The 26574-nt window shown below is 61.6% G+C and carries 26 protein-coding genes and 1 tRNA gene; 18 read left to right on the top strand and 9 right to left on the bottom strand.

Annotated features, from left to right (window positions below):
* Positions 1–31: 31 nt before the first annotated feature.
* The gene (locus tag G9463_RS00410; protein ID WP_004517169.1) at positions 32–223 is read right to left on the bottom strand and encodes a hypothetical protein; all 192 of its coding nucleotides are present in this window, start codon (positions 221–223) and stop codon (positions 32–34) included.
* 107 nt (positions 224–330) lie between these two features.
* Here G9463_RS00410 and G9463_RS00405 point away from each other — a divergent pair, with 107 nt between their 5' ends.
* The 9 genes from G9463_RS00405 (at position 331) to G9463_RS00365 (ending at position 11389) form a co-directional block, all read left to right on the top strand.
* A complete protein-coding gene (locus tag G9463_RS00405; protein WP_165895668.1) occupies positions 331–4365 on the top strand; it encodes a DNA polymerase domain-containing protein in 4035 nt (1344 codons plus the stop codon).
* A 125-nt stretch (positions 4366–4490) separates the two neighbouring features.
* Positions 4491–5420: an ABC transporter ATP-binding protein gene (locus G9463_RS00400; RefSeq protein ID WP_011223869.1), complete on the top strand. Its 930-nt coding sequence runs from the start codon at positions 4491–4493 to the stop codon at positions 5418–5420.
* A gap of 36 nt (positions 5421–5456) precedes the next feature.
* Entirely contained in the window at positions 5457–6887 is a 1431-nt protein-coding gene (sufB, locus tag G9463_RS00395) for a Fe-S cluster assembly protein SufB (protein ID WP_005537802.1), read from the top strand.
* 2 nt (positions 6888–6889) lie between these two features.
* Positions 6890–8101, top strand: a complete 1212-nt coding sequence (sufD, locus tag G9463_RS00390) for a Fe-S cluster assembly protein SufD (protein WP_165895667.1) — start codon at positions 6890–6892, stop codon at positions 8099–8101.
* A gap of 224 nt (positions 8102–8325) precedes the next feature.
* Positions 8326–8832, top strand: a complete 507-nt coding sequence (locus tag G9463_RS00385; protein ID WP_165895666.1) for a hypothetical protein — start codon at positions 8326–8328, stop codon at positions 8830–8832.
* A 333-nt stretch (positions 8833–9165) separates the two neighbouring features.
* Positions 9166–9648, top strand: coding sequence for a hypothetical protein (locus G9463_RS00380; RefSeq protein WP_004957923.1), 483 nt, complete (start codon positions 9166–9168; stop codon positions 9646–9648).
* Positions 9645–10079, top strand: a complete 435-nt coding sequence (locus G9463_RS00375) for a metal-dependent transcriptional regulator (RefSeq protein WP_004957922.1) — start codon at positions 9645–9647, stop codon at positions 10077–10079. The genes G9463_RS00380 and G9463_RS00375 overlap by 4 nt, the downstream gene beginning before the upstream one ends.
* 126 nt (positions 10080–10205) lie before the next feature.
* Positions 10206–10278 (top strand) — tRNA-Gln (locus tag G9463_RS00370).
* Positions 10279–10660: 382 nt separating this feature from the next.
* Entirely contained in the window at positions 10661–11389 is a 729-nt protein-coding gene (locus G9463_RS00365; protein ID WP_165895665.1) for a GNAT family N-acetyltransferase, read from the top strand.
* Between the two features lie 47 nt (positions 11390–11436).
* On the opposite strand, the gene G9463_RS00360 is transcribed toward G9463_RS00365, so the two are convergent.
* A complete protein-coding gene (locus tag G9463_RS00360) occupies positions 11437–11634 on the bottom strand; it encodes a hypothetical protein (RefSeq protein ID WP_007188809.1) in 198 nt (65 codons plus the stop codon).
* Between the two features lie 286 nt (positions 11635–11920).
* Between G9463_RS00360 and G9463_RS00355 the strand changes: the two genes are divergently transcribed.
* The gene (locus G9463_RS00355) at positions 11921–12637 is read left to right on the top strand and encodes an HD domain-containing protein (RefSeq protein ID WP_004957917.1); all 717 of its coding nucleotides are present in this window, start codon (positions 11921–11923) and stop codon (positions 12635–12637) included.
* On the opposite strand, the gene G9463_RS00350 is transcribed toward G9463_RS00355, so the two are convergent.
* The 3 genes from G9463_RS00350 to G9463_RS00340 form a co-directional block, all read right to left on the bottom strand.
* Entirely contained in the window at positions 12632–13330 is a 699-nt protein-coding gene (locus tag G9463_RS00350; RefSeq protein ID WP_165895664.1) for a LysE family translocator, read from the bottom strand. The two genes, G9463_RS00355 and G9463_RS00350, sit on opposite strands and share 6 nt — an antisense overlap.
* A gap of 37 nt (positions 13331–13367) precedes the next feature.
* The gene (locus G9463_RS00345; protein WP_004957913.1) at positions 13368–14258 is read right to left on the bottom strand and encodes a coiled-coil protein; all 891 of its coding nucleotides are present in this window, start codon (positions 14256–14258) and stop codon (positions 13368–13370) included.
* A gap of 267 nt (positions 14259–14525) precedes the next feature.
* Positions 14526–16370 (bottom strand): hydrolase, encoded by a 1845-nt coding sequence (locus G9463_RS00340; RefSeq protein ID WP_165895663.1) that lies wholly within the window; start codon positions 16368–16370, stop codon positions 14526–14528.
* A 108-nt stretch (positions 16371–16478) separates the two neighbouring features.
* Here G9463_RS00340 and G9463_RS00335 point away from each other — a divergent pair, with 108 nt between their 5' ends.
* Together G9463_RS00335 and G9463_RS00330 are read left to right on the top strand one after the other, a co-directional pair.
* Complete coding sequence (locus G9463_RS00335) at positions 16479–16652, top strand: hypothetical protein (protein WP_004957909.1); 174 nt, start codon at positions 16479–16481, stop codon at positions 16650–16652.
* Between the two features lie 26 nt (positions 16653–16678).
* Positions 16679–17110: a DUF371 domain-containing protein gene (locus tag G9463_RS00330; protein WP_121303548.1), complete on the top strand. Its 432-nt coding sequence runs from the start codon at positions 16679–16681 to the stop codon at positions 17108–17110.
* 108 nt (positions 17111–17218) lie between these two features.
* Here G9463_RS00330 and thsA read toward each other — a convergent pair whose 3' ends face one another.
* Positions 17219–18778 (bottom strand): thermosome subunit alpha, encoded by a 1560-nt coding sequence (thsA, locus tag G9463_RS00325; protein ID WP_004957905.1) that lies wholly within the window; start codon positions 18776–18778, stop codon positions 17219–17221.
* Between the two features lie 175 nt (positions 18779–18953).
* On the opposite strand from thsA, the gene G9463_RS00320 reads away from it, so the two are divergent.
* Positions 18954–19763 (top strand): amidohydrolase family protein, encoded by an 810-nt coding sequence (locus G9463_RS00320; RefSeq protein WP_004957903.1) that lies wholly within the window; start codon positions 18954–18956, stop codon positions 19761–19763.
* Between the two features lie 43 nt (positions 19764–19806).
* On the opposite strand, the gene G9463_RS00315 is transcribed toward G9463_RS00320, so the two are convergent.
* Together G9463_RS00315 and G9463_RS00310 are read right to left on the bottom strand one after the other, a co-directional pair.
* Positions 19807–20712: a glycosyltransferase family 2 protein gene (locus G9463_RS00315; RefSeq protein ID WP_011223858.1), complete on the bottom strand. Its 906-nt coding sequence runs from the start codon at positions 20710–20712 to the stop codon at positions 19807–19809.
* 93 nt (positions 20713–20805) lie between these two features.
* Positions 20806–21510, bottom strand: a complete 705-nt coding sequence (locus G9463_RS00310; protein ID WP_004957898.1) for a class I SAM-dependent methyltransferase — start codon at positions 21508–21510, stop codon at positions 20806–20808.
* Between the two features lie 250 nt (positions 21511–21760).
* Between G9463_RS00310 and G9463_RS00305 the strand changes: the two genes are divergently transcribed.
* Genes G9463_RS00305 through G9463_RS00295 form a run of 3 tightly spaced genes read left to right on the top strand, consistent with a single transcriptional unit; the run spans position 21761 to position 23593 of the window.
* Positions 21761–22030 carry a helix-turn-helix domain-containing protein gene (locus G9463_RS00305; protein WP_007188815.1) on the top strand — a complete coding sequence of 90 codons (270 nt, stop codon included), beginning with the start codon at positions 21761–21763 and terminating at the stop codon, positions 22028–22030.
* A 9-nt stretch (positions 22031–22039) separates the two neighbouring features.
* Entirely contained in the window at positions 22040–22825 is a 786-nt protein-coding gene (locus tag G9463_RS00300; RefSeq protein WP_165895662.1) for an MBL fold metallo-hydrolase, read from the top strand.
* A 33-nt stretch (positions 22826–22858) separates the two neighbouring features.
* A complete protein-coding gene (locus G9463_RS00295) occupies positions 22859–23593 on the top strand; it encodes a YkgJ family cysteine cluster protein (protein ID WP_165895661.1) in 735 nt (244 codons plus the stop codon).
* A 2-nt stretch (positions 23594–23595) separates the two neighbouring features.
* On the opposite strand, the gene G9463_RS00290 is transcribed toward G9463_RS00295, so the two are convergent.
* Complete coding sequence (locus G9463_RS00290) at positions 23596–23994, bottom strand: TRAM domain-containing protein (RefSeq protein WP_165895660.1); 399 nt, start codon at positions 23992–23994, stop codon at positions 23596–23598.
* 252 nt (positions 23995–24246) lie between these two features.
* Between G9463_RS00290 and G9463_RS00285 the strand changes: the two genes are divergently transcribed.
* Together G9463_RS00285 and G9463_RS00280 are read left to right on the top strand one after the other, a co-directional pair.
* A complete protein-coding gene (locus tag G9463_RS00285) occupies positions 24247–24489 on the top strand; it encodes a hypothetical protein (RefSeq protein ID WP_004957888.1) in 243 nt (80 codons plus the stop codon).
* A 199-nt stretch (positions 24490–24688) separates the two neighbouring features.
* Complete coding sequence (locus tag G9463_RS00280) at positions 24689–26569, top strand: PAS domain S-box protein (protein ID WP_165895659.1); 1881 nt, start codon at positions 24689–24691, stop codon at positions 26567–26569.
* Positions 26570–26574 lie beyond the last annotated feature (5 nt).

Genomic DNA, 26574 nt, shown 5'->3' with positions numbered 1-26574 from the left:
TACGACGTGTGGACGCTAAAAGTACTTCCTGTCAGGCGATCTCCTGTAAGGTGAGTGCCGTATCAGTCTGTAGCCACGCGAGAGGGTTCTCTGCATCGTAAAACACTGTCCCCTCCTCGGTCTCGTAGGTCTCTGTCGTCTGGATGGCGTCCGGGAGCGCCGGCTCCGACCGCAGTTCTTCGGACCTATCCGCCTCGCCGTGGGGGGATGCGTGGTGCGACATTGGCCGTCAAACTTGGGTATGTTACTCGATGGCATATACTTTCTGCCTGTGGCAATACCCCGTCGACCGCCGGTGTTTTTATGCGGCATCTCGAAACAAGGCCAAGAATGAGTGACGGGACCCAGGGCACGCTGGGGGACTTCGAGCAAGATGCGGATGAGGATCGCCCGGTCGCCGACGAAGCGGCGGCCATCGCGGGCAACGGTGGGAGCGACGACGGTGACACGAGCGTCGTCGACCTCGACGAGCGCCAGTTCCCGCCGGTCGAGGAGACCGTCGAGTTCGTCGTCACGCAGGTCGACTACACCATCGAGGGGCAGGGCGATGATGAGTCACCGGTCGTCCACGTTTTCGGACGCACCGACGACAACGAGCCGGTCCACGCGCGAGTCTTCGACTTCCAGCCCTACTTCTACGCACCGACTGACAGCGTCACCGAGGACGGACTCCGCCAGTACGACAGCATCGCCGGCTGGGAAGAAGCCGACGCGGACGGCGACCCCTACGAATCGATTCGAGGCGAGCGTCTGACGAAGATATTCGGCCAGACGCCACGCGATGTGGGACAGATCCGTGACGACTTCGACCACTACGAGGCGGACATCCTCTTTCCCAACCGCCTGCTCATCGACAAGGACATCACGAGTGGCGTTCGCGTCCCCGCCCGCGAACTCGACGACGGGAGTCTGAAGGTCCATCACGAGGAAATAACGCCGGTTGAAGCTCACGCTGACCCGCGGGTCAACACCTTCGACATCGAGGTTGACGACAGACAGGGGTTCCCCGAGGACGGCGAGGAACCGATCATTTGTCTCACTTCCCACGACTCCTACCGCGACGAGTACGTCGTCTGGCTGTACGAATCCCCCGACGGCATCGACGGCCCCGAGGCGCTGGCTGGCTACGACCCGATTCGGGAGGACTTCGAGGCCGACGTGCGCGTCTTCGACGAAGAGGAGGCCATGCTGGAGGCGTTCGTCGACTACATCGTCGACACCGACCCAGACGTGCTGACTGGCTGGAATTTCGACGACTTCGACGCGCCGTACTTCCTTGACCGTCTGGAGGAACTCCAGAGTTACAACCACGACTTCGATCTCCAGATCGACCGACTCTCGCGGGTCGACGAGGTCTGGCGTTCGGGCTGGGGTGGCCCCGATATCAAAGGCCGTGTCGTCTTCGACCTCCTCTATGCCTACAAGCGAACGCAGTTCACTGAACTCGAATCCTACCGGCTTGACGCCGTCGGCGAGCAGGAACTTGGCGTCGGCAAGGAACGCTACACTGGCGACATCGGTGACCTCTGGGAGCAGGACCCCGAGCAGTTGCTGGAGTACAACCTCCGGGACGTGGAGCTCTGTGTCGAACTCGACCGCGAGCAGGACATCATCGACTTCTGGGACGAGGTCCGCACCTTCGTCGGCTGCAAACTGGAGGACGCGACGACGCCCGGCGACGCAGTGGACATGTACGTTCTCCACAAGCTCCACGGCGAGTTCGCGCTCCCCTCGAAAGGGCAACAGGAGAGCGAGGACTACGAGGGCGGCGCAGTGTTTGACCCCATCACTGGCGTCCGCGAGAACGTCACCGTGCTGGACCTGAAGTCGCTGTACCCGATGTGCATGGTGACGACCAACGCCAGCCCGGAGACGAAGGTCGACCCGGATATCTACGACGGCGACACCTACCGCGCGCCCAACGGGACCCACTTCCGGAAGGAACCGGACGGCGTCATCCGGGAGATGGTCGACGAACTCCTGTCAGAGCGCGAGGAGAAGAAGGCCGAACGAAACAGCTTCGACCCCGATAACCCGGAGTACGAGCGCTTTGACCGGCAGCAAGCGGCAGTTAAGGTCATCATGAACTGCTTCACGCCGGATACCGACGTGCTGACACCGGCAGGCGTTCAGAACATTCGCGACCTTGATATCGGCGACGAGGTGTATTCGCTGGACCCCGAGACGGAGGAGATGGAGGTCAAACCGGTGGTCGAGACACAGTCGTATCCGGACTACCGCGGCGACCTCGTGGATATAGAGACGAGCAAGATGGACTTCCGTGTGACGCCGAACCACCGGATGCTCGTCCAAAAGAACGAGACCAACGGAATCACTGAAGACGGGTACAGTTTCGTCGAAGCCGGTGACCTCGACGATGCCACGAACTACGAACTCCCCCACGACTGGGACGGACCGGACGGCGACCCGCTGGACACGGTGGATCTGACCGAGTACGTCGACGACTACGAGGTGTGGGTCCGGCCGTCGGTCCACGGCCACACGTTCGCCGCCGAGATTGGCCACTATCCGGACACAGTGTTGAAAAACGATATCGGCGAGGAAGGGTACGTCTTCGGCCCCAAGGAGTTCGAGGCCAACCGCGAGTATATCGAATCCGTCGCCGAACGGACGTATATCCACGCCGAATCGGGCCGGAAGTGGATACCGCGAACCTTCGACGGCGACGACTTCCTCGAACTGCTCGCGTGGTACATCACCGAAGGGAACGTCTACACCTCCGAGACGAAACAGTTCGGGGAGAAGACCCGCGGGGCATCGACCACGGTCAAAATCGCTCAGCAAGCCATCGCGGACGGCGGCGAGTCCGACCACGCGGCAATTGGTGACCTCCTCGACCGACTGGGGTTCGACTACTACGTCGACGACCGGAGTTACCAGTTCACGTCGGCGCTGCTGGGCGACCTGCTCTGTAACATCTGCGGCGAGGACAGTTTCGAGAAGCGGATTCCCGAGTTCGTCTTCGACCTGAGCCACCGACAGAAGCGGCGCTTCCTCGACACGCTTATCGCCGGTGACGGAGACCGACAGAAGAACTCCTGGCGGTACACCACCTCCAGTGACCAACTCCGCGACGACGTGCTCCGGCTCTGTGCGCATCTCGGACTGACTGCGAACTACAACCGTGACAGCGGCTCCTGGCGAATCTACGTCACGGAAGACAACAAGGACACGCTCCGGATGCATCGCAGCGGGTCACGGAGTACGGCCGACGACGGTGTCTACTGTGTCACCGTTGCGGACAACCACACGCTCATGGCCGGCCGCAACGGGAAATTCCAGTTCGTCGGTCAGTCGTTATACGGCGTTCTGGGGTGGGACCGGTTCCGTCTCTACGACAAGGAGATGGGCGCAGCGGTCACCGCCACCGGTCGCGAGGTCATCGACTACACCGACGAAGTCGTCGCAAACGAGGGGTACGAGGTCGTCTACGGGGACACCGACTCCGTCATGCTACAACTTGGTAATGTCGGTCCAGACGACGTCGAAGGCGACGTCGAAATCACCGACGAGATGCGCGAGAAACACCCCGAGATGGACGACGACGAGCTCGAACTCATCGCGACGACCATCCAGAAAGGGTTCGAACTGGAGGAGACGATTAACGCCTCCTACGACGAGTTCGCGATGGAGCGGCTTAACGCCCAGTTCCACCGCTTCGAAATCGAGTTCGAGAAGCTCTACCGCCGGTTCTTCCAGGCGGGCAAAAAGAAGCGCTACGCGGGCAACATCGTCTGGAAAGAGGGCAAGCACGTCGACGACATCGATATCACCGGGTTCGAATACCAGCGGTCCGATATCGCGCCCATCACCAAGCGGGTCCAGAAGGAGGTCATCGACCGCATCGTCCGCGGAGAGGACGCAGAGTCCATCAAGCAGTACGTCAGCGATGTCATCGAGGACTATCAGGACGGCAACGTCAACTACGACGACGTAGGTATTCCCGGTGGCATCGGGAAGAAACTCGACAACTACGACACCGACACTGCGCAGGTCCGGGGCGCGAAGTACGCCAACATGCTTCTGGGAACGAACTTCCAGAGCGGGTCCAAGCCCAAGCGACTGTATCTCGACCGGGTCCACTCGGACTTCTTCCAGCGTATCGAGGAGGAAGAAGGACTGGACCCCCAGCGGGACCCGCTGTACGGCGAGTTCCGGCGGGACCCTGACGTAATCTGTTTCGAGTACGCAGACCAGATCCCCGAGGAGTTCGAGATCGACTGGGACAAGATGCTCGATAAGACGCTGAAAGGGCCGATTGCCCGCATTCTGGAGGCAATGGACATCTCCTGGGAAGAGGTCAAATCCGGGCAGGAACAGACAGGACTCGGGAGTTTCATGTAACCAACAGAAGGCGGGCGCTTACTGCTGTGGGAAATATTATTTCTATATACTGAATTTGAGTTCACGGCAATGCGAAAGCTTCATGGGTGAAACGTACCTTCTTTCGGTTGACCTAAGAGATACCTATGGCGAAACTCGAAATCAACAATCTCCACGCAGAAGTCGCAGAAGAGGACGGTGAAACGATTCTTCGCGGTGTCGACCTCGAGGTCGAGTCCGGTGAGATCCACGCGCTGATGGGTCCCAACGGCTCGGGTAAGTCCACAACGGCGAAGATAATTGCCGGCCATCCCGCCTACGAAGTAACTGACGGGGAAGTACTCATCCACCTCGAAGAGGACGAGTTCGGTGACGAGGAGATCCCGGAGGACCTCCGCACCTGGAACCTGCTCGACCTCGAACCGAACGAGCGCGCCGCGCTCGGCATCTTCCTCGGCTTCCAGTACCCGGCCGAGATCGAAGGTGTCACGATGGTGAACTTCCTCCGCACCGCGCTCAACGCCAAGCTCGAAGAGCGCGAGGAACTCTTCGAGGACGACGAGGAAGAAGAAGCCGAGACAGAGGGCGGCGACACCAACGAGGACGCCGCCGGCTACGATACCTCCCCGATGGAGGGCAACGTCGAAGAGGGCGAAATCGGCGTCGCCGAGTTCCAGGAAATCCTCCAGGAGAAGATGGAGCAACTGGACATGGACGAGAAGTTCGCGTCCCGGTATCTCAACGCTGGCTTCTCCGGCGGCGAGAAGAAGCAAAACGAAGTCCTCCAGGCCGCGATCCTCGAGCCCTCCGTTGCCGTGCTCGACGAAATCGACTCCGGACTGGACATCGACCGACTGCAGGACGTCTCAAACGGTATCAACGCGCTCCGTGACGAGCAGGGCGCAGGTATCCTTCAGATCACGCACTACCAGCGCATCCTCGACTACGTCGAACCCGACCACGTCCACGTGATGCTTGACGGCCAGATCGCCACCTCCGGTGGCGCTGAACTCGCCGAAAAGCTCGAGGACGAAGGGTACGACTGGGTCCGAGAGGAAGCCTACGAGGCCGCGTAACGCCCTTCCGTATACAGCGATAACATAACACACACTATGAGTTCAGATCAAGACCACCTCAAGGAAACCGACACGGAGAAGCGCTTCGAGTTCAAGAAAGAGGAGAAGTCCGCCTTCGAAGCCGAGAAGGGCCTCACGGAGGAGACCATCCGGGTCATCTCCGAAGACAAGGACGAGCCGGAATGGATGCTCGAACGCCGCCTTCGCGCACTCGAGCAGTTCCACGAAATGCCGATGCCGGACGGCTGGCCGGGCGCACCCGACCTCTCCGAGGTCGACGTCGACGAGATCGTCCCGTACATCCGTCCCGACATCGAGACCCGCGGCGGGGTCGACGACTGGAACGACCTCCCCGAGGAGATTCAGGACACCTTCGACAAGCTCGGCATCCCGGAAGCCGAGAAGAACGCCCTCTCGGGCGTTGGCGCGCAGTACGAGTCCGAGATTGTCTACCAGAACATGCAGGAGCGCTGGGAAGACAAGGGTGTCATCTTCTGTGACATGGACAAGGCTGTCCAGGAACACGAAGACATCCTCAAGGAGTACTTCATGACCAAGGCCGTGCCGCCGAGCGACAACAAGTTCGCGGCGCTACACGGCGCTATCTGGTCCGGCGGGTCGTTCGTCTACGTCCCCGAGGACACCACGGTCGACATGCCCGTGCAGGCGTACTTCCGCATGAACTCCGACGGCATGGGCCAGTTCGAGCACACGCTCATCATCGCCGAGGAGAACTCCGAAGTCCACTACATCGAGGGCTGTTCCGCCCCGAAGTACTCTGAGTTCAATCTCCACTCCGGCGGCGTCGAAGTGTTCGTCAAGGAGAACGCCCACGTCCAGTACTCGACCGTCCAGAACTGGTCGAAGAACACGTACAACCTCAACACCAAGCGCGCCATCTGCGAGGCCGACGGCACGATGGAGTGGGTTTCAGGATCGATGGGCTCGAAGGCCACGATGCTGTACCCCTCGACCGTTCTCAAGGGGCCGGGCGCGACGGACAACCACATTACCATCGCCTTCGCCGGCGAGGGGCAGGACATCGACACGGGCGCGAAGGTCTATCATAACGCCCCCGAAACGAAGTCCACCATCGAATCCAAGTCCATCAGCAAGGACGGCGGCCGCACGAACTACCGTGGCCTCGTCCACATCGCTGACGGAGCCGAGGACTCTTCGACCTCCGTCGAGTGTGACGCCCTGATGTTCGACAACGAGTCGACGTCGGACACGATGCCGTACATGGAGATTCAGGAGTCCAAGGTCGACGTTGCCCACGAGGCGACTGTCGGCAAGATCGGCGATGAGGACGTCTTCTACCTCCAGTCCCGCGGACTGGACGACGACGACGCCAAGCAGATGATCGTCGCCGGCTTCATCGAGCCGATTACGGAGGAACTGCCGATTGAGTACGCCGTTGAGCTGAACCGCCTCATTGAGCTTGAGATGGAGGGGTCGCTCGGATAACCATGAGTACGCAGGTACACGCCAATCTCACAGAGGCCCAGGTAGAACAGATTTCAGACGACTTCGGCGAGCCCGAGTGGCTACTGGAGACGCGAAAGGACGCGCTCACGGCGCTCGAAGAGCTCGAAATGCCGGACGTTATCCGGACGCCGGGTCGGACGTGGACGAACCTCGACGCGCTCGAATACGAGTCGCTGGTCGACCCGCTCGACTACGCACAGGACAAGGACCGCGTCGATGCGGAGGGCGTCGAGGTCCTCTCTTGGAGCGAAGCGCTTGCGGACCACGAGGACCTCGTCAAGGAGCACTTCGGCAGTACCGTTGACCCGCAGCGGGACTACCTCACTGCGCTGTCGACGGCCCTGTTCTCTGCCGGAACGGTCGTCTACGTCCCCGAGGGCGTCGACGCCGAGGACGTGAAGATCCGGACGACGATGAACAGCCAGTCGCTGTTCAACTACACGCTCGTCCTCGCCGAGGAGTCCTCCTCGGTCACGATTCTGGAGCGCCAGCAGACGGGCGAGACGACCGACGCTGACCAGTACTACTCCGGCATCGTCGAGGTCGTCGCCGAAGAGAACGCCTACGTCCAGTACGGCGCGCTCCAGAACCTCTCGGAGGAGACCTACAACTTCCAGGTCAAGCGCGGCCACGCCGACACTTACGCCACGGTCAACTGGATCGACGGCAACATCGGCTCCCGCCTGACCAAGTCCAACGTCGAAACCCGACTGCTGGGTGACTCCTCCGAGTCACAGATTCTGGGGGCCTTCTTCGGCCACGAGGACCAGCACTTCGACATCGCGTCGCGTGTCTGGCACGAGGCCGAACACACCATCGCCGACCTCGTCACCCGTGGCGTCCTCGACGACGACGCCCGCTCGGTGTACGAAGGCGTTCAGGACGTCGGTCGCGAGGCCTGGGACACGTCGTCGTACCAGCGTGAGAACACGCTCATGCTCTCCGACGACTCCGAGGCCGACGCGTCGCCGAAGCTCATTATCAACAACCACGACACCGAGGCCTCCCACTCTGCGACGGTCGGGCAGGTCGACGCAGAGGACATGTTCTACATGACCTCTCGCGGTGTCGACCCCGAGAGCGCGAAGAACATGCTCGTCGAGGGCTTCTTCGTACCAGTGCTGGAGGAGGTTGAGGTGGACGAACTCCGCGAGGACCTCGACCAGCTGATCTACGAGCGGCTCAGGCAGTAACCGCCCCTGTCCGCAGTCTTTCCCGTCTACTGCTTCTTGCTACCGGCTCGTTTTCACCAGACAGCCGCTGTGAAACGTCTCACCGTCCATCAGGGTCAAACCGGACAAGACCGAAGAAGTCGCTGAGTTCCTCGAATCCGCACTTCCACAGGCTGAGGTCGAAGACCGACACGACGGCCACAGCCAATCGCAACAACAATGTCCGTATCGTGTGTTTCGGGGGTATGCCCTTCGAGACGCCGGACCTGCTCGGGCCGTCCGAACCCGTTCCGGACCAACTGTCGGCCAACGAATTCCTGCTCCGGCCGCTGACGCCCACCGACGCGGAAATAGATTACGAGGCCGTGACCGAGAGCGGTGACCGCCTCCACGGGATCTTCGGACCCGACGACGAGTGGCCGACGGGACTGACCCCCGAGCAGAACCGGATCGACGTGTGCTGGCACTATAAGGAACACCAGCGGCGTGACGCGTTCACATACGGTGTGTTCGACCCCGCCGAGACAACCGAACTGGGGTGTCTGTACGTCCAGCCGACACGGATAGAGGGGTACGACGCTGCGGTATATTACTGGACGGCGGCGGCCGCAGTCGAGCGTGGCCTTGCCGACGAGATCGAGACGGCCTGCAGGGAGTGGGTTGCGACCGAGTGGCCGTTCGGGCGGGTCGCCTATCCGGGGCGGGACGTGTCTTGGCAGGCGGTACTGGCGGCGGGGACCGAAGGCGACTGATAGTGACCTCTGTACGGTATCGACCGCAGTACGTCGGGCGGTCGTCTCGGGACGCAGGCACAGCAATCACGATACGTCGGAGCCGTCGGGTCGTTTCATACTGTCGGCTGTCCGCCCTGCAAGGCGCTTGCCATCACGGGGTGTATCGTGTCGCAGTGATAGCCGACAGTCTCAGTCCCAGTGGGGAAGCTGTCGCCGCGAAGCCAGACGCAGTCACACGGGTCCAACAGGAACGTGACGCCGCCGCTAGGGCGGCGACAGGGAACCGCTTAAGTCCGGCCCTCCCCGAACTACGTGTATGACTGCAGCACAGCGCCGAGTGGGGGTGTTACCGTGAGTCTTACACAGCCGGTGGCGTCTGACCATCAGCTCGCCCGGCTGCTACAGATCGGCATCGTCCTCGAAGAGGTCGTCGAGGCACGGTCGGCTAAGCACGCCGAAGAAACGAGCGGAGAGCACGAGCAGGCGGTCCTTGACCTCCTTGAGCACGCCGAGACAGAGTCTGCTGAGCACCGCCGGCAACTGGAGTCGCTCATCGACGACCTCGAAGCGGACACCGTCCCGTTCGAAGAAATCGAGATGCTGGTCGAAGCCCAGTACGAAGCCGACAAAGACTTCGATGGCGTGCTGTACGACCAGCTCTGTAACGAGGAGACGGCGTACAAGTTCTACGACGACCTCATCGAAGCGATCGAGGCGTCGGACGTGACATTCACAATCGACCGCGAGCGGTTGCTTGCCGTGCTATCGGACATCCGTGAGGACGAGGCGGAGGGCGTCGAAGACGTAACCGACCTGATGGAGGACTATCAATGAACACGCAGGCCCAGTATCTGAAAGCGATCTATCTCACGCAACAGCAAGAGGACGGTCCGGCATCTACCGGTGACGTGGCCGATATGCTCGACGTCAGCCCGGCGAGCGCAAACGAGATGATCGGGAAGCTCGAAAGCCGAGGACTGCTGAACCACGAGAAGTACAAAGGCGTCGACCTCACTGACGACGGCATCGCACAGGCTCGCGAGGCACTCCAGAACTACTGTATTATCGAGCGGTTCCTCATCGAAGTGCTTGAGGTCGAGGAGTTTCGGGCCGAGGCAAAGCAACTGGAGGGCGTTATCGACGAAACAGTCGCTGATCGCCTCGACACTATCATCAATCGCAAACCACAGTGTCCCGACTGTTTCGACTCCGAAGGAGATGTCTGTGGCCTGCTCGAAGTCGAGGCCGAAGTCACCAGCGACTGACCGCCCGCTCTCGAAGCGTTCAAGTGCGTTCCGTCGATTATTCCGAATACAGTGAGTGCAGTCCCGTGGTGGTGAGCAATTCCCCGGAATTGCGACTCTCACGGGTCAAGCGAACAGAGTGAGTGCAGTCCCGTGGTGTAGTGGCCAATCATAAGGGCCTTTGGAGCCCTTGACGGCGGTTCGAATCCGCCCGGGACTATTTTCGCGCCAACAAGTTTGTGAGCGCGAAATATCTCAGCGGTTCGAGCCCAGAGGACGAGAGGATTCGAGTCCTCGCGGTTCGAATCCGCCCGGGACTATCTTCTCGCGAACGTAGGTGAGCGAGAGATATCGCTGCGGATTCGAAGCAGGGAGTGGAGCAACGCGGAGCGACCGCGGTTCGAATCCGTCCGAAGTATGCTGTGACAGAGTCTGAACAGCGACTGCACTTCTATAGGGGAGCAACGATAGCAGTGGGTAGCGAGCAGACACGTCCCAGTCGAGGCCACAAATCGTACGTCCGCACATGAATAGCTCAACGAGTGTCCCAAATTCTGACACCGAACTGTAGATTTATGATGTTCCGTGCCAACTAGTGGCATATGAAAATCAGGGAGGCAGTGCTGTCGGACCGGCCGGCTATCCGTGACGTGGCGCGTCGCTCGCTCGAGGCGTCGTACTCGCTGGGGCCGAAGGCGATTACAAGCGCTATCGAGGAGTGGTACGACGAAGCGCGTATTAACGAAATACTCAGTGAAGAGAGTAATCGGTTGCTTCTCGTCGGCGAGCAGGACGGGCAGGTGGTCGGTCTCTCAGAGAGTGTCCTGTCAGGTGATAGTATCGGGACGATTCTCTGGCTGCACGTTGACCCGGCATACCGCGGCGAGGGGGTCGGGTCAGCGTTGTTTGACGAGACCCACGGAGAACTCCATGACCGCGGTGCCGAGACGCTTCAGGGACGCGTGCTGGCCGACAACGTCGAAGGCAACAGCTTCTACGAGGACCGCGGCTTCGAACGCGCCGGCACGGGTGAAGTCGATATCGCTGGACGGACCTACGTCGAGAACCTCTACACCGATGCTGACGAACTCGGCCGCGAACGGATAACTGACGACGGCCGGACAGTCTACGTCGATCACAACAACCACGAGTCCGGGTCAATGGCGCCGTTCCATGTGGTCCACGTCACAGAGGAGGGAAGCGATCGTTATGGCTACTTCTGCAGTAACTGTGAAACGCTGGCGAATGCGATGGACTCAATGGGTCGCATCGAATGTGACAACTGCGGGAACGTTCGAAAGCCGATGCGCTGGGACGCCGCCTACCTTTGACATCTCCTCCGCCCTGAAGGGCGGGCTTTCTGTTTGTATCTTCGTAATTACGGCGGCGACTGGCCCCCCGTGCGCTGTGACGATTCCTGTCTGTTCGCCGGGAGTAGTATCAGTTTGTAGTACAGTCCGAACAGACACAGGGCAATACCGACGCCAACGAGGACGTCAGTCACCGGGTGTTCGTTCATCGCGTGGGTAACGATCGACACGTCGCCGACGGGCGTATGCAGTGGCTGGAGAGACATATGTACCGATTTATCTATTAGATGTAAAAAGCCGGACTAATGTTCCCAGCCGCTGAGAACCAGTCTCGGCTGTCGCCCGACAGAGACCTCGCCTGACACGGAATCGGGGACAGCGATGGCGGTTGTCCGCTGCTCGGACAACTGCTCCGAAGACCGGTTTTGTGACGCTGTTTGCATCCAGAAACGCCGGGTGTGGCAGCCGTTCTCCCTGTCGTAACGCTAAAGAGTCGAACGTACGTCTATATGTGTAAGATGAATATCGAAATCCGTCTCCGGAGGTGGTGCTGTGGGCGTCGAGATTAGGGAGTCACCTGTCTCAGCCGACGCGTTTGAGGAAATGAAGGAATTCGTCCACGACTACCTCGCGGCGAGCGTCGAAAACGAAGAAGAGGGCGGTCGTATGCGCTGGTACCCGTGGCACTCCGCAGAGTACCGCTTCAACCACATCCTCAACGTCGTCGACATCGCGACAAAAATCGCCCGCAAGGAGGGGGCAAACGTAGACGTGACTCGCGTGGCAGCGTTGTTTCACGACATCGCAAAACTGGAAGCCGAGCAGGATCTCCACGCGGAAGCCGGCGCTCGGATCGCACGCGAGTATCTGCGGGCACACGGTGACTACCCCGAATCGTTTATCGAACAGGTCTGCTCTGCCGTCGAGGTCCACTCATACCAGGGGTCACTGGACGACCTGCCCCTCGAAGTCCAGTGTCTCATCGAGGCGGATATCCTGGATAAGGTCGGTGCGAACGGGACTGCCCTGATGCTGTTGCGTATGGGGTATGAGTCCCGGACACACATGGACGCGGCCGAGATGGTCGACCGTGTCATCGAGCGCGGCGAGGACGCGCGCGAGCGTGTTCAGAGCGACACCGCCGAGTCTCTCGTCCACCAGCGGCTCAAGCGGACCCGCTGGTTTCAGGAGTGGCTGACGATGGAGGTCGCCGAAATGGCTGTCGAGGACGACCTCGACGACGTGGCGACCGGGATGGGCGACTCATAGCGCTCGCAGCAGGAACAGGACGCCAGTCCCGGCGAGAACAGCGGCACTGACCCACGCGATTAGCGGTGCGAGCCGTTCGATACGCGCTCTTGCGGCGACAATCGCTGCCGGGAACCCTGTAATCCAGAGACCGATACCGCCGAAAAACCCACCCAGCAGGACCGGATGCCCGGTCTGTACGGTTAGCGCGTCAGTCCCGACCGCGGGCACGTACGACGCCACGTCGACCACGCCGGGTTCAAGGAGGCCCACGCCGACGGTGAGCCAGAAGGCGACCTGATAGGGGTTTGTCAGCGCCAGAACGAGGGCCTTGCGGAAGCCGCGGCTGTCTCCAGACGTGACTGACGAGTCTCCCTCTGTAACTGCTGTATTGGCCTCCTGAACTGCTCCGTACGCGAACCAGAGCATCAGGAGCCCGCCGGCGCCGACCATTATGCGGCGGACTCCCGGCGTTTGGGTGATTACTGTGGCGGCGCCGAGTACGGCGAGCACGAGGAAACAGGCGTCAGCGGTCATCGCGCCGAGGCCGGCAAAGAAGCCGGCCCGCCAGCCCCGTAGGGCGCTCTCCTCGGCAATAACGGCGTTCATCGGGCCCGGCGGCGCAGCGAGTGCGAGGCCAAACAGGACCCCGCCGAGGGCTGTCGGGACAAGCGAGAGCGCACCGAGCTGGAGCAGGCCGAGTGGGTGATGCATCTATGTTCAGTGAAAACAGAGAGAAAATCCTACAGACTTACAGCTTGCCGGCCTTCTGGAGCTTCATCAGGTCCTCGGTGTCGAGGGTCTCGCCTTCCTTGAACTTCTGATAAATCTCCTCTGCTTCCTCGCGAGCGGCTTCCTGCTTCTCCTCGCGCTGGGAGCGCTCCTGCTCTTCTTCCTTCTTGTCGAGTTCGCGGAGGCGCTTCTGGACGCGGACGAAGTCCTCGTGGTGCTGGTCGGCCGCTTCCTGAGCATCCACGAACTCCTCGTGCTTCTCGTCGGCCTCGTCACGGATCTCGTCGGCCTCGCGGTAGGCCTCGATCATCTCGTTGTGGTGCTTCTGGGCCTCGTCGGCCAGTTCCGTGACCTTCTGGTGGTGCTTTGAGGCTTCAGAGCGGACCTCTTCTGCTTCCTCTTTGAGCTCTTCGAGGTCGCCGCCCTGATCGAGCTTCTCCTGTTTCTCCTGGAGCTTTTCGCGCTTGGTCTCGATCTTCTCGATGAGCTCCTTCTCGTCTTCCGAGGAGAGCACTTCGGTCTGTTGCTTGAACTCGAGGTCCTCGATTTCCTCTTTGAGTTGTTCGACTGACGTCCCCTCATCGAGTTCGAGGTCGTTTTTCAGGTTGTCGACCTTGTCGAACAGCTCGTTTGCTTCCGCATTGAGCTCGTTACGCTGGTCTTTGTGTTCTTGGACCTGCTCGTTGAGTTCGTCGCGCTTCTCGCGGTGTTCCTGCGCTTCGTCGACCTTCTCGCGAGTCTTCGCGTTCAGGTCGTCTCGGGCGGAGGCCCGCTCGGACGCCATCTGGTTCAGCTCGTTCCGTCGGTCACGAAGCTGGCCGGCGAGTTTGATAAGCTCGCCTTTCGATTTGTTTTCAAGATCCTCTTCTGTTACTGTAACGTTCTTTGATTCGTCTATCGAGTCTGCCATTGTTGAATCCTCTATGCCATCACCGCTTCAGCACAGACAGTTGACCCACTACTGAGGGGCTGACACCAATAACAAGGGTTCCCTCTCATGTTGGGCTGAAAGCGATACTGCCTGAACGCGGAAGCGTTCTGGTGTCTACAAATAGAGGTGGATATTGTTTAAACATTCCGGTGCATTGAATACCGCGTCAACGTCTCACACGCCATAATTCAGGGGGTGTGACGGTCACTATCGCACCGAGCTTCCATGGTATATCACGCACCTGTATTACTCGCTAATACGGTACTCATTCTTGACGACAGTCTGGCCGTCGGTGGCTGCAAGCGTCACATCGTCACCGGCTGAAAGGGTGAGTGTGTCGACGGTGACGCGGGCAAACGGGCCGACAGTGTGTTCGGCCTGTTCGCGGTCCCCGTTGCAGTCCCACTCCACAGTGAGGTCCGCTTTTTCTGGACGGTCGTGGAGGACAACAATATCTTGCTCGCCGAGCGCTGCATCCGAGAGTATCACCTGTGTGGGCTCGTAGCTGTCGGCAAGAACACTGAACGCCGCCTTTTCGGTCCCATCAGCGGTGAGCAGGCCCATGCCCGCATCACCGACATCTCGAAGGCTGTCAACGACAATGAGCGGCGCGTTGCGTCGCCGGAGCGACTCGGCAACCTCGCGGACGACACCAGCCTGATACGCCTGCGATGCTTCGACTCCGCCGTCGACGTGGCGGTCGTGGCAGGCACTATCGAACCCAGGACTATCGCCTGAGCCCGGCGTTCCCAGCGCACCGGCGCCAAAGCCGGCAACGGCATCGCTGACGTTGAATCTGGAATAGAGCCACGGGAGGTCGGCTGCGTCGCCGTACCGCCACCCTGGGTACAGCGTGGTCGCGTCGGGGTCGATTCCGGGCGGGCCGACTACCGGGAACGTTGGGACGGAGTCAACAGCCGACGCCACCGATTCGGCGTCCGCGCTGTCGTAGCCGGCTCGCCAGGCACGCCACCGGAATCGAAGCCTGTCGAGGAACCCAGAGCCCAGTCCGTCAGCATACGGCGACACTGGCTCGTCGTGAACACCGACCGCTGCGAAACTGGGATGCTGTGCGTAGGTCGCAGTGAGCCGCGCTGCGAGGGCAGTTCCTCGTTCGGTGTCGAACGAACCGGGGCCCGACAGGGGAAGGTCCTGCCAGAGCAGGACGCCGTGGTCGTCACAGGCGCGAGCCACCTCTGGCGACGTTCCCTGTGCTCGAACCCGGACGAGATTCGCGTTAGCGTCAACGGCCCGTGCGACATCCTCGACGGTCGGATCGCGCAGCGTCACACCGCGAACCGGCACGCTTTCGCCGTTGACCCGCAGGCCACCGTCGTACGAAACCGTCCGCAGTCCCGTCGTCACCGAGTGCTCGTCGTCTCCGAGCTTCGCCCTGAGAACGTAACGGGACTGCTCGCCGCGGTCGTGGGGCCACCACAGCGACGGGTCGCGCACGTCCATCGTGTAGGTCACTGTCGCCGTCTCCTCGTCGGTCGAGACGCGGGCTCGGTCCATCATCCCGCCCCCACGAACGTCGCCCTCCGGCCGAAGCGAGAGCGTAATCCGGTCGTCGAGTGGCTCTTCAGTCAGGATGGTCGCTGACACGTCCACCGACGCGTCGGTTACGTCTGCTTCGGATAGCTGTGGCTGGACCGAGAGTTCGCTCACACACGGGTCCGGTCGGGTTTCGAGGGTCGCGTCCCACCAGATGCCCGGGACACAGCGCTCCGACGGAAGCTGGTCAGTCGCGTGCAACCCGCCGAAGCGGTCCTCGGGTGCGCGACACTCCACGACGATCCGGTACTCTTCGCTCTCGGGGAGTCGGACCCGGAGCGGTTCGAAGTAGGCGTCGTGGCTGGTGAGCAACTCACCGTTGCACCACACGCGTGTGTGCGCGTAGGTTCCACTCAGTACAAGCAGGGTGTGTGCGTCGCTCTCGTCCCGTGGGTCCGAGAACGTCGTTTCGTAGGCCACGGCCTCGGCACCGGCGAACTGTCCGGGCCGGCTGGGAACCGATACTGGTTCCCACGCCTCCGGGGACGGCATCTCGTCGTCCGGCGCAACCGCCGCGCCGCGCCACTCCAGCGACATACCTTGTGGCCCGTTCCGTGGGGGCATATCCTTTGCCCCACGCCTTCACTTTCACTTTCACTCCGGGGATGGCTCGCTTTGACATAGGTAGCCACCTACTATCCAGATATGTTCACCGAATTGCACGAGGCGGCGACACCGACCTGTGAGGCCCAGCACTGCGAGCGCTCGCTCGGAGAGCCGGCGCTGGTGTTCGAGACCGAGGCCGGCCGCCGCGAAGCCCACGAGTGTGCCTGCGGTGCGGTGACGGTTACCGTCGTCAGGCCGGAGTCGTCCCGCTGAAGTACGCCCGGCAGTGACCGGGAAGTATGACACTCGAGGAAGTGGTCCGTGCACAGGGCCACGAGAACGTCTCCGGCGAGCACGCCAGCACGCTGGAAGTGACGAGCGACGACTTTCTAACCCCTGCAGGTGACTGCATCCTCGCTATCGAAGCCGACCGTGTTCCTGCCGACTTCGACAGCGAGTTCGTAACGGCCTGCCAAGACGCCGACGCGACGATTACAGCGACTATCGAAGCCGGCGAGCAGACCGTTACTGTGACCGGAACCGGCCATCCCGACCTGTCCTTCGAGAACGACCGGAGCCACGTCCTGCGGACGAGCGACTACGTCGATGACCGGACCGTGATGGTGAACGCCGACGCGGCAGCCGGCGACGTGGACCGGGACCTCGTCGAAGCGCTCGCTGACGGCCACGATGCGACGCTGACGCTTTCTGTCGAACCCAGCGGCGACTGAGCGGTAGTTTCTACAGCGGTCGCGCCGCTCTCTGGCGCAGTCAAAAGAAAACAGATTGTGAACACTCGCGGCGATGCCGCTCGTGTCGAGGTCGCGTTGCGACCTCGCTTAGCTCGACGAGATAACGTCGTCGATACGGACGATCATCGTCGCCGCCTCGGTGGCGGAGTCGACCGCTTCGCGCTTGACCGCGGCGGGGTCGAGGATACCGTACTCGACTGGGTCACCGACGACGCCAGTCTGGCCTTCGCTGATGATGCCAGCGATGCCCTCGCTCTCGTGTTCTGCGCGGAGGTCGACGAGCGCGTCGATGGCGTCGAGGCCCGTGTTCTCCGCGAGGGTTCGGGGCAGCACGTCGACGGCGTCGGCGAACGCTTCGACGGCGAGCTGCTTGCGGCCCTCGATGGACGCCGCTTCGGAGCGGATGTGGTCGGCGATGGCGATTTCCGTCGCGCCTGCGCCGGGGACCACACCGCCGGCGTCGAGCGCGGCGATGACGGTGTCGAGCGCGTCGTTGAGCGCGCGTTCGAGTTCGTCGACGACGTGTTCGGTGGAGCCGCGGGCGATGACCGTGACGGACTCGGCGGTCGCGCCGCCGGTGATGAACGTCACGTCGTCGTCGCCCTGCTTCTCGACGTCGACGCTGTCGGCGTGGCCGAGCGAGTCCTCGTCGAGGGCTTCCAGCGAGCCGACGCGCTTCGCGCCGGTGGCCTCGACGATGTCCTTGGCGGTCGAGGAGCCGATGCTGTCGGCGACGAAGACGCCTTCCTTGGCGAGCTGGGAGGCGACGCGGTCGGCGACATCCTCGGTGACGAACGCGACGTCAGCGCCGCTTTCGAGGACATCCTCGGCGTAGCCCTGCAGTTCGCCCTCTTCGGCGTCGAGCGCGGCGTTGAGCTGGTCGACGCTAGAGACGTTGTACTCGGCGTCGATGTTGCTCTCGCGGACGTCGAGTTCGGTGTCGATGACCGCGATGGACGCGTCCTCGACCGAGGTCGGCATGTTGTCGTGGACGGCCGTCTCGTCGACGATGACGCCCTCGACAAGCTTGGTCGCGGAGGAAGCCGCACCCGTCTGGGTGTGGACTTCGATGTTGTCCCGGCGGACGCCGTTGTCGCTCTTGGCGTGGCGGACAGCGTCGACGACGACTTCGGCGAGTTTCTCGGCCTCGACGTCACCGGTGCCCTTACCGGTCATCGAGGACTCGGCGACTTCGACGAGTGTCTCGTCGTCGAGGTCGACATCAAGGACGAGCTCGTTGATGGCGTCCTGTGCGAGTTCAGCCGCGGCAGAGTACCCCTCGACGATTGTTGTCGGGTGGACGTCGTCGTCGAGCAGGTCCTCGCCTTTCGTCAGCAGTTCCCCGGCCAGCACGGACGCCGTCGTCGTTCCGTCGCCCACTTCGTCCTCCTGAGTCTGGGCGACTTCGACGATCATCTGGGCCGCAGGGTGTTCGATGTCCATCTCGGAGAGGATGGTCGCCCCGTCGTTGGTGATGACCACATCACCGTCGTCGGAGACGAGCATCTTGTCCATGCCGCGGGGACCGAGCGTGGTCCGTACAGACTCGCTTACGGCCTTTCCGGCGGAGATGTTCGATGACTGTGCGTCCTTCCCGTGTGTGCGCTGGGCGTCCTCATCAAGGATGAAAAGAGGCTGGCCGCCCATGCGTCGCTGGCCAGATGACATATGTGTTGAACCTCACTTAAGACAAGGCAAGCGGTTCTATATAAACCTTTCTAACACTGCGGACCGCTTGTCGGGCGACAGCGCCGTGCTGTCCCCGTAATCCGAGCCGGACCTGCACACCTTTTAATATGGGAGTATACACACCGTATAGTAGATGTTGGAGCTGGAGCACGGGTTTCGGGTCGTTGACGTGCACGCACGGTTGGAGCCCGACGAGCATCGCCGGCCCCGAGACGGCATGGGTGACCCAGAGCAACTGGAGCGGGAAATGCACCAGGCCGGTGTCGTCCGCTCCGTCGTCTTTCCCGGTGAGCGGGACGGTTCATATCTGAAAGCGAACAACGCTGTCGCCCGGATGACCGTCGAGCGACCGATGGTCGCCTTCGCCAGAGTCAACGGCGCTCGGGACCCGGGAAGCGGCCCCGGGTCGACCCTTCGCAACCTCGCAAGTAGTCGCACGGACGACCACACGTCCCCGGAAGACATCGAGCAGTACGCATACGACGACCGGTTCTACGGCTTCAAACTCCATCCGCCGACCGACGGGCTGCCAGACGAGGACGTGCTCGCAGAACTAGAGTCGGTGTCGCTGCCTGTCATCGTCCACGGTGGCGAAGGGTTCCGACCCGAAGCTGTCGCTGAGTCGCTGCTGGCGTATGACTTCCCGGTTATCCTCTCACATTTCGGCGCGCACCCGCTCCGGAAGGACCTGATGGAACGGGCCATCGACCTGCTGGAGACCCACGATAATCTGTATCTCGACACCAGCGCGGTCCGCTACCGCGGGCCGATGGAACGGGCGGTGTTAGAACATCCCGACCGCGTTCTCTTCGGGAGCGGCGTCCCTGGCGTCCACCCGAACGTGGCCGTGATGGAGATTCTGACACTGGACGTTCCCGAAGACGCGATGCGAAAGGTGTTCTCGAACAATCCCAACCGCGTCATTGAGGCGCTGGCCCCCTGACCACCGTACTCCTGCCCAGTCGAACGGTTGCGACCAGTACCAGTTATCGCCAGTCGTACACAGTCACCGCGCGGTTTGTGCGCGCAGAGCGACCGTTCGGATTCCGGCGAGCCGTCCGGTCGGTCACGCGTGCCCGGACGCCGTCGACGATTCCTGACCCGACGCCGCCGAACACGTCCTGCCCAGTGCCGAGCCACTGCGACGGCGTCGTCTCCCCCCGCACGACATCAAATAGCGCGTCCTTCGCGTCACCGACCGCGTGGCTGAGGATTCGCCGCACCACGGTCGGCCGGACGTTGTAGTTCTTCACCAGTCGGTAAGCGAGCGAGCGGTACTTCCAGTTCCAGTCGGTCTCTGCGATACCGCCGTCGGCCTCGAACTCGCGGCTGACGCACATTTCCGTGCTCCAGTCGACGCCGTACTCACCGGCGGCCATCCGGTGTGCGAAGTCCCGGGCGCTGCCGACGTTCAGGTACTCGTCGAACCCGTCGAGCGCTTCCACCACCTCGGCATCGAACGCGACGTTGCCGGGGTTGAAGTACGTCACGTCGCGGCCGGCGATTGTCCGCGTTTCCTCTGTTTCGGTCGTCATCCCGGCCCACAGTTGCTGGTGTGTGGGCCCGGTGATAGCCTGGGCAGCCCCAGAGAGCCCGTCTTTCACGGCGTCAGCCCAGCCGGACTCGACTGAGAGTGACTGATGAACGAGCGCGATAACGTCCCCTGTTGCCCGGTCGATCCCTGCGTTGCGGGCGACCGTAACGGAGCGGTCGGCGATTTCGACGAGAAGAGAAACGTCGTCCCGGTCGCGGACCATGCCAGTCGTGCCGTCAGCTGACGGGCCGTTGACGACAATCACTTCGGCATCGGGAACTTGCTCGGTGAGTGCGTCCAGACAGCCGGTCAGCTCTTCCCGGCCGTTCAACGTCGGGACCACTACCGAGATATCCATACCTCTGGGTAGGACGGCGAAGGCGCTTAAAAGTCGCGGGAGACGGACGGCGACGTTCCGATACAAGAAACGGGTCGTTCGAACAGCGCCACGCTAGACGTGAGTGTTCCAGTACGACACTGAGGCCAGCTTTTCGCCAAGTGGCGTGCCGCCAAGCGCCGTATCGAGCGACCGGAACGAGGCGGCCAGTTCGTTCGGAATCTTCCGGTAGAAGCCGTACGGAAGCAGCCAGTCGTGGTTCGCGTCAGTCAGTTCTAGTCCGGCTCCGTCTAACAGCCGGTCGATTTCCCAGCGCGAATAGAGCCGCGACCCCATCGGGAGCGCCCAGTTGTATATCGACCGGGTCGAAAACCGGTTGAACGTATCGAAGAAGACCTGTTCCTTCGAGACGCGGCGCATCTCCGCGAGAAACGCCGCCGGCGTGTCCGCCAGATGGAAAAAGCGCATCGCAAACACGGTGTCGAAATGGTCGTCCGGGAACGGGAGCCGGGCGGCGTCGCCCCGCATGAACTCGACGCGGTCGTCGACACCAGTCGCCTGTGCCTTCTCACGGCCCTGCTGGAGCATCGGTCCTGAGATGTCCAGCCCGGTGATGTTCGCGCCGCGCTCAGCCAGCATCACAGTGAACCGTCCAGTCCCGCAAGCTACCTCTAACACGTCTTTATCGGCCACAGGGCCGATTGCATTGAGGACGGCCTGTTTCTCACGTCGGTCGATCAGCCGCCCGCCACGGGAGAACCGCTTGGCCTCGTACTCTTCGGCCACGGTGTCGGCCTGATACCACTCCTGCCCTTTCACGGTCTATTGCTCACCCCGCGGGGGATAAAACGATACTGGAATCCCCTTTCGTCGGTCGGACTGTTTTCCCTACCAGACCGACTCCGGTCACGCTCGCTGCCCTGATAGGTCTGGGCGTGACTTCGTGATAGAGACGAGAACCACACGATGACGGCCATGTATAAGGTCACATTAAACACTTCATAGAATCTGTATTGTTTGGTCATGCATATAGCCAAGTTTTACCAGTAAGTCTTGAATATCAGCCACTATGAGCGCATTAACTGAAAACGCTGCACCAGCACCTTTCACTGACGAGGAGTTCCGCGACACCCTGCGTGAACTCCCGCCGAGCGCGAAGCTCGTCGCGAAGGTACTGGAAGACGATGCCCCGTTGTCACAGGGCGACTTAGCCGAGAGTTCACTGCTCCCGGACCGCACTGTCAGATATGCACTGAACCGGCTGGAGGAGTCCGGTCTGGTCGATTCGCGGTACAGTTTCACCGACGCACGCAAACAGGTTTATTTCCTCACGGTCTGACCCATCGGCATGGACTGGCACCGGGCCGACGTGTCCGTCCCGACACGGGCACCGACCGGCAGCACGGCAGCATACGTTTGCGGCGATGAGGCCGCTCTTCTTGTGGACCCTCCGGACGCCGGGGATGCGCTCGATTCGCTTCTCAGCGACCGTTCCCTCGCTCACATTGCACTCACGCACCACCACCCTGACCACGCTGGTGCTGTTGCACACTACGCCAGAGAGACAGGCGCGACGGTCTGGGCGCGCCGCGGTCGGGCGAGCGCGTTCGAAGCCGCGACCGGCATTACCCCGGATAGACTGTTCAGCGGCGGGACGACGATTCCGACCGATGCCGGCCCAGTGACTGTCATCGATACACCGGGGCACGCGCCGGAACACGTCGCCTTCGCCACGGATGGGGTCGTTGTCTCCGGTGACCTCGCCGTTGCTGAGGGTAGCGTCGTCGTCGGCGCACCCGAGGGCGACGTTCGGGCCTATCTCGCGTCACTGCGGCGACTCCACGCCAGAAACCCCGATGTGCTGTTACCGGGCCATGGCCCGCGTATCGAGACGCCGCGGGAGACCTGTGCGCGCCTCATCAATCACCGACTGGCGCGCGAGCGGCGTGTTCGGGACGCTGTCCACGATGGGGCCGCCACGCTGGATGAAATCCTTGAGGCCGCCTACGAGAAGGACCTCACCGGCGTGCGCGATTTGGCCCGTGGGACAGTGCTGACCCATCTTGAAAAACTGGCTGTCGAGGGCGCTATTTCATGGGACAGCGAGCGGGCCGCACCGAATCCGGCGGAGTGACGCCTTTTTGCCCATCCGCCTGCTATCAGGGCTGTGGACTCTCTGGAAACCGAACTCGAACGGGCCCGTGCCCTTGAGGAGTCGGAACTGGCCGACGCAATCGAGACTATCGGGTTCGAATGCACCCGCTGTGGGGCCTGCTGCAAGGCCGAGTCGGCATGTGGCGAAGGCGAAGAGAGTGCTGACGAGGCCGTCGATGCGCCCGACGAGAACGCTGACTCGGCCGAAACCGATGCCGAACCCCACACTGCAACGGTGTTTCCTGACGAGATTCGGCAGCTACAGGCGGCCGGGGAGTACGACTTCCGCGATGTCGCCCGGCCGATGCCGTACGGACTGGCCGACGGCCCTGAGGGCCCCGAAGGAGAGACCTTCGAGTGGGCGCTCCAGACCGACGACTGCGGCGACTGCACATTCTACGCTGAGGGCGATGACGGTACGGGTGCCTGCACGGTCCACGGCGACCGTCCGCTCATCTGTCAGACTTACCCCTTCAGCGTCGCGCTCGGCGGGACGAGCCAGCCGATGGGTGAAGCTGTCGACGAGGAAGGAGTCGTTCGGGCCCACGAGTGTGAGGGGCTCGGCCGGGATATCTCCAGAGCCGACGCCGAGGAGTTGGCTGCAGCGCTCAAAGAACGCGCCGTTCGAGAACTGACGGAAGCAATCGGCGTCCGCGACACCTATCGACCTGTCGACCCATCAGCCGGACAGGTCGTCGTCCACGACTCTGAAGGGGCAAAGCGCCCCGACGGCAGTCCCTATGAGTAGCGTCACACGTCGTCGATGATTTCGCCGACCGCGAAGTTCGACTTGACCTCTGTGACTTCGATCTTGACTCGTTCGTCGATTTCGGCTCCTGGGACAATAATGACGTAGCCGCGCTCGACCCGAGCGATGCCGTCACCCTGCTTCCCGATGTCTTCGATCTCGACGTAGCGCGTCTCACCCGGTTCGACCGGCGGCTGTGGCTGGTCCGGCGGCGTGTCTGACACCGTCTCCTTGCCCGTCTCTGTCTCCTCATCTGCGGAGATGAGCGCAACGCGATAGGTACTGCCTGAGTCGACTGCGCCCGTCTTGACCTCTCGACGCGGGACCTCCACGACGTACCGGTCCCCCTCGTCGCGGATATCGGCACTGAACAGACACAGCAGTTGATCCGAGATTTCCAATGTGATAGACCTCCGTTCGGCCACAAAACGGCCCATTATTAAAGAACTGCCGGAGCGAGCGATCGCTGTCGTTCAAACTGCGAGGCGACGACGAGCAGCGACGGTGTTTCCCGCCTGTACCAACCGGGCTCCGCGTGGCCCAACTCGCGGCAGTATCCCCGCTTCGAGTGAGGGAAAACCGCTAGAGGGCGGGCCGTTAACCGTCTGTACCAAATCCAATAAGGGTGTCTCGGTACTGTTGATAACTGTACAATGAGCGCCACCGCACAAACCCCCAACAGTCCGCTCTCGGACAAGCAGCGACGTATTCTGGAGTATCTCCGTTCCAATGCCGACGACCAGACGTATTTCAAATCGCGACTCATCGGCGACGAACTCGGCCTTTCGGCCAAAGAAGTGGGCACGAACATGACCGCCATCGCCGACGGCGACCACGATCTGGCCGTCGAGAAGTGGGGCTACTCTTCCTCGACGACATGGATGGTCGAGGCCTGAACCGGCGCTGACTCCGACGCGGATATATCGGGACTCCCACCTGACCGTCCCCACGGGCCCGTGATGTAGGGCTACGTAGAGAACAGTCGGTGTCGTCGCTCACTCTTCGTTTCAGCCCCTTCGCGTTGATTTTTCAGGATGTATTGGAAAACCCGAATGTCTATATTGATAACCGTTGAGGCCATAGTCAATCGCATCAATGGGCGAGGCTGGTTCCGCCATCCGGGTGCTTCACGTCGACGACGACCGGCAGTACGCAGAGACGACAGCGGCGTTCCTCAAGCGAGAGCGGGTTGCGTTCGATATCGAGATCGCAACGAGTGCCCGAAAGGGCTTGCGTCTGCTTGAAACGGCAGCAGTCGACTGTATCGTTTCTGACTACGAAATGCCCGGCCAGAACGGTATCGACTTCCTCGAATCTGTCCGCGAAGACTATCCTGACCTCCCGTTTATCCTGTACACAGGCCGTGGTAGCGAAGCTGTCGCCAGTGATGCTATCTCCGCAGGTGTCACTGACTATCTACAGAAAGCGCCCGACACCAGCCACTACGCCCTTCTTTCGAACCGAATCGTCAACGCCGTCAAACAGTACCGGTCACAGCGCGCCCTCGAAGCGAGTAAAGACCGGCTCTCGCTGTTTATCGACCAGTCGCCGCTCGGGTTCGTCGAATATAATCAGGACTTCGAGATCGTCCGCGTCAACGAAACTCTCACAGAGATATTCGGCTACACCGAAACGGAACTGCTCGGGGAAACGTGGGAGATATTCGTGAGCTCGGAGAGCTACGACGATGTCGATGCGGTTACGTCCGCCCTCAGCGAGGCCAGTGGCGGCTACCACAGCGTCAATGAGAACGTCCGGAAAGACGGCGAGCGCATCGTGGTCGAGTGGCACAACCGCCTCGTTACCGACGATTCGGGCGATGTTGTCACCATCTTCTCACACTGTCAGGACGTTACGGAGCGCATTGAGCACGAACAGAACCTTGCCCAGTTACGGGATTTCTTCGCCGAGGCGGAGGAACTCGGCGCCCTCGGCGCTTGGGAGTACGACGAGAGCGGAATGTCGACCTGGACAGCGGGTACCCGCCGCATCCACGAGGTCGACGACGACTTTGACCCGACAGTCGAGGACGGGCTGTCGTTCTACCATCCAGAGGACAGAGAGACAGTTTCGGACGCCGTCGACGCGGCCCTCAATGATGGAGATCCGTACGACCTCGAGGTCAGGCTCATCACCGCCAGAGGAAACCACCGGTGGGTCCGGACCCGCGGCAAACGCGTCGAGGGCGCGGAGAAGCCGACCGTTCGGGGGTTCATTCAGGACATCACCGAACAGAAGGAGCGTGAACGCAGGCTCCGCGTTCAGAACGAGCGGCTGGATTCCTTCGCCAGTGTCGTCAGCCACGACCTGCAGGGACCACTGACAGTCGCACAGGGGCATCTGGAACTGGCCCAGCAGGACGTGGCCAACGACCACCTCGACAGTATCGATGCCGCTCACGAGCGGATGCAGACGCTCATTGACGATATCCTGACGCTGGCACGAGAGGGACGCGAGGCAACGACTACCGAGCCTGTCACCCTCCAAACTGCCGCAACTGCGTGCTGGGAGACTATCGAGACGGAGAGTGCGGCTCTAGAGACTGATACCGACAGCGTCGTTCTTGCTGACCCCGGCCGGTTGCAGCGCCTGTTTTCGAACCTGTTTCGGAACTGCGTGGCACACGGGTCAGAATCTTCGCCCTCTCAGGTGCAGCAAGACAGCATGGAGCATGGCCAGATGGGGCAGCCGGGACAGTCCGACGAGGCTGTCGAGAACGGCGGCGGGGTAACGGTCACTCTCGGAGATATCGACGACGCAAGCGGCTTCTACGTCGCTGATGACGGTCCGGGCATCCCCGAAGACGAACGAAACACAGTGTTCGAAGCGGGCTACTCGACCGCATCTGAAGGCACCGGCTTCGGCCTCGCAATCGTGGCCGATATCGCCGCCGTCCACGGCTGGGATGTCAGTGTGACCGACAGCGAATCGGGTGGTGCCAGGTTTGAAATCACCGGTGTCGACAAAGAAATGTAACGGCG

Source organism: Haloarcula sp. JP-Z28 (genome assembly GCF_011440255.1).
Lineage (GTDB): Archaea > Halobacteriota > Halobacteria > Halobacteriales > Haloarculaceae > Haloarcula > Haloarcula marismortui.
Note: the sequence above shows the minus strand (reverse complement) of the source record. Positions and strands in the feature narration are given on the sequence as shown.

Coding starts and splice junctions, on each gene's coding strand:
- G9463_RS00405 (WP_165895668.1), top strand. CDS start 331: ATGAGTGACGGGACCCAGGGCACGCTGGGGGACTTCGAGCAAGATGCG.
- G9463_RS00385 (WP_165895666.1), top strand. CDS start 8,326: ATGCCCTTCGAGACGCCGGACCTGCTCGGGCCGTCCGAACCCGTTCCG.
- G9463_RS00320 (WP_004957903.1), top strand. CDS start 18,954: ATGTTGGAGCTGGAGCACGGGTTTCGGGTCGTTGACGTGCACGCACGG.
- G9463_RS00315 (WP_011223858.1), bottom strand. CDS start 20,712: ATGGATATCTCGGTAGTGGTCCCGACGTTGAACGGCCGGGAAGAGCTG.
- G9463_RS00285 (WP_004957888.1), top strand. CDS start 24,247: ATGAGCGCCACCGCACAAACCCCCAACAGTCCGCTCTCGGACAAGCAG.
- G9463_RS00375 (WP_004957922.1), top strand. CDS start 9,645: ATGAACACGCAGGCCCAGTATCTGAAAGCGATCTATCTCACGCAACAG.
- G9463_RS00340 (WP_165895663.1), bottom strand. CDS start 16,370: ATGTCGCTGGAGTGGCGCGGCGCGGCGGTTGCGCCGGACGACGAGATG.
- G9463_RS00350 (WP_165895664.1), bottom strand. CDS start 13,330: ATGCATCACCCACTCGGCCTGCTCCAGCTCGGTGCGCTCTCGCTTGTC.
- G9463_RS00335 (WP_004957909.1), top strand. CDS start 16,479: ATGTTCACCGAATTGCACGAGGCGGCGACACCGACCTGTGAGGCCCAG.
- G9463_RS00360 (WP_007188809.1), bottom strand. CDS start 11,634: ATGTCTCTCCAGCCACTGCATACGCCCGTCGGCGACGTGTCGATCGTT.
- G9463_RS00300 (WP_165895662.1), top strand. CDS start 22,040: ATGGACTGGCACCGGGCCGACGTGTCCGTCCCGACACGGGCACCGACC.
- G9463_RS00280 (WP_165895659.1), top strand. CDS start 24,689: ATGGGCGAGGCTGGTTCCGCCATCCGGGTGCTTCACGTCGACGACGAC.
- G9463_RS00400 (WP_011223869.1), top strand. CDS start 4,491: ATGGCGAAACTCGAAATCAACAATCTCCACGCAGAAGTCGCAGAAGAG.
- thsA (WP_004957905.1), bottom strand. CDS start 18,778: ATGGGCGGCCAGCCTCTTTTCATCCTTGATGAGGACGCCCAGCGCACA.
- G9463_RS00330 (WP_121303548.1), top strand. CDS start 16,679: ATGACACTCGAGGAAGTGGTCCGTGCACAGGGCCACGAGAACGTCTCC.
- G9463_RS00345 (WP_004957913.1), bottom strand. CDS start 14,258: ATGGCAGACTCGATAGACGAATCAAAGAACGTTACAGTAACAGAAGAG.
- sufD (WP_165895667.1), top strand. CDS start 6,890: ATGAGTACGCAGGTACACGCCAATCTCACAGAGGCCCAGGTAGAACAG.
- G9463_RS00410 (WP_004517169.1), bottom strand. CDS start 223: ATGTCGCACCACGCATCCCCCCACGGCGAGGCGGATAGGTCCGAAGAA.
- sufB (WP_005537802.1), top strand. CDS start 5,457: ATGAGTTCAGATCAAGACCACCTCAAGGAAACCGACACGGAGAAGCGC.
- G9463_RS00365 (WP_165895665.1), top strand. CDS start 10,661: ATGAAAATCAGGGAGGCAGTGCTGTCGGACCGGCCGGCTATCCGTGAC.
- G9463_RS00305 (WP_007188815.1), top strand. CDS start 21,761: ATGAGCGCATTAACTGAAAACGCTGCACCAGCACCTTTCACTGACGAG.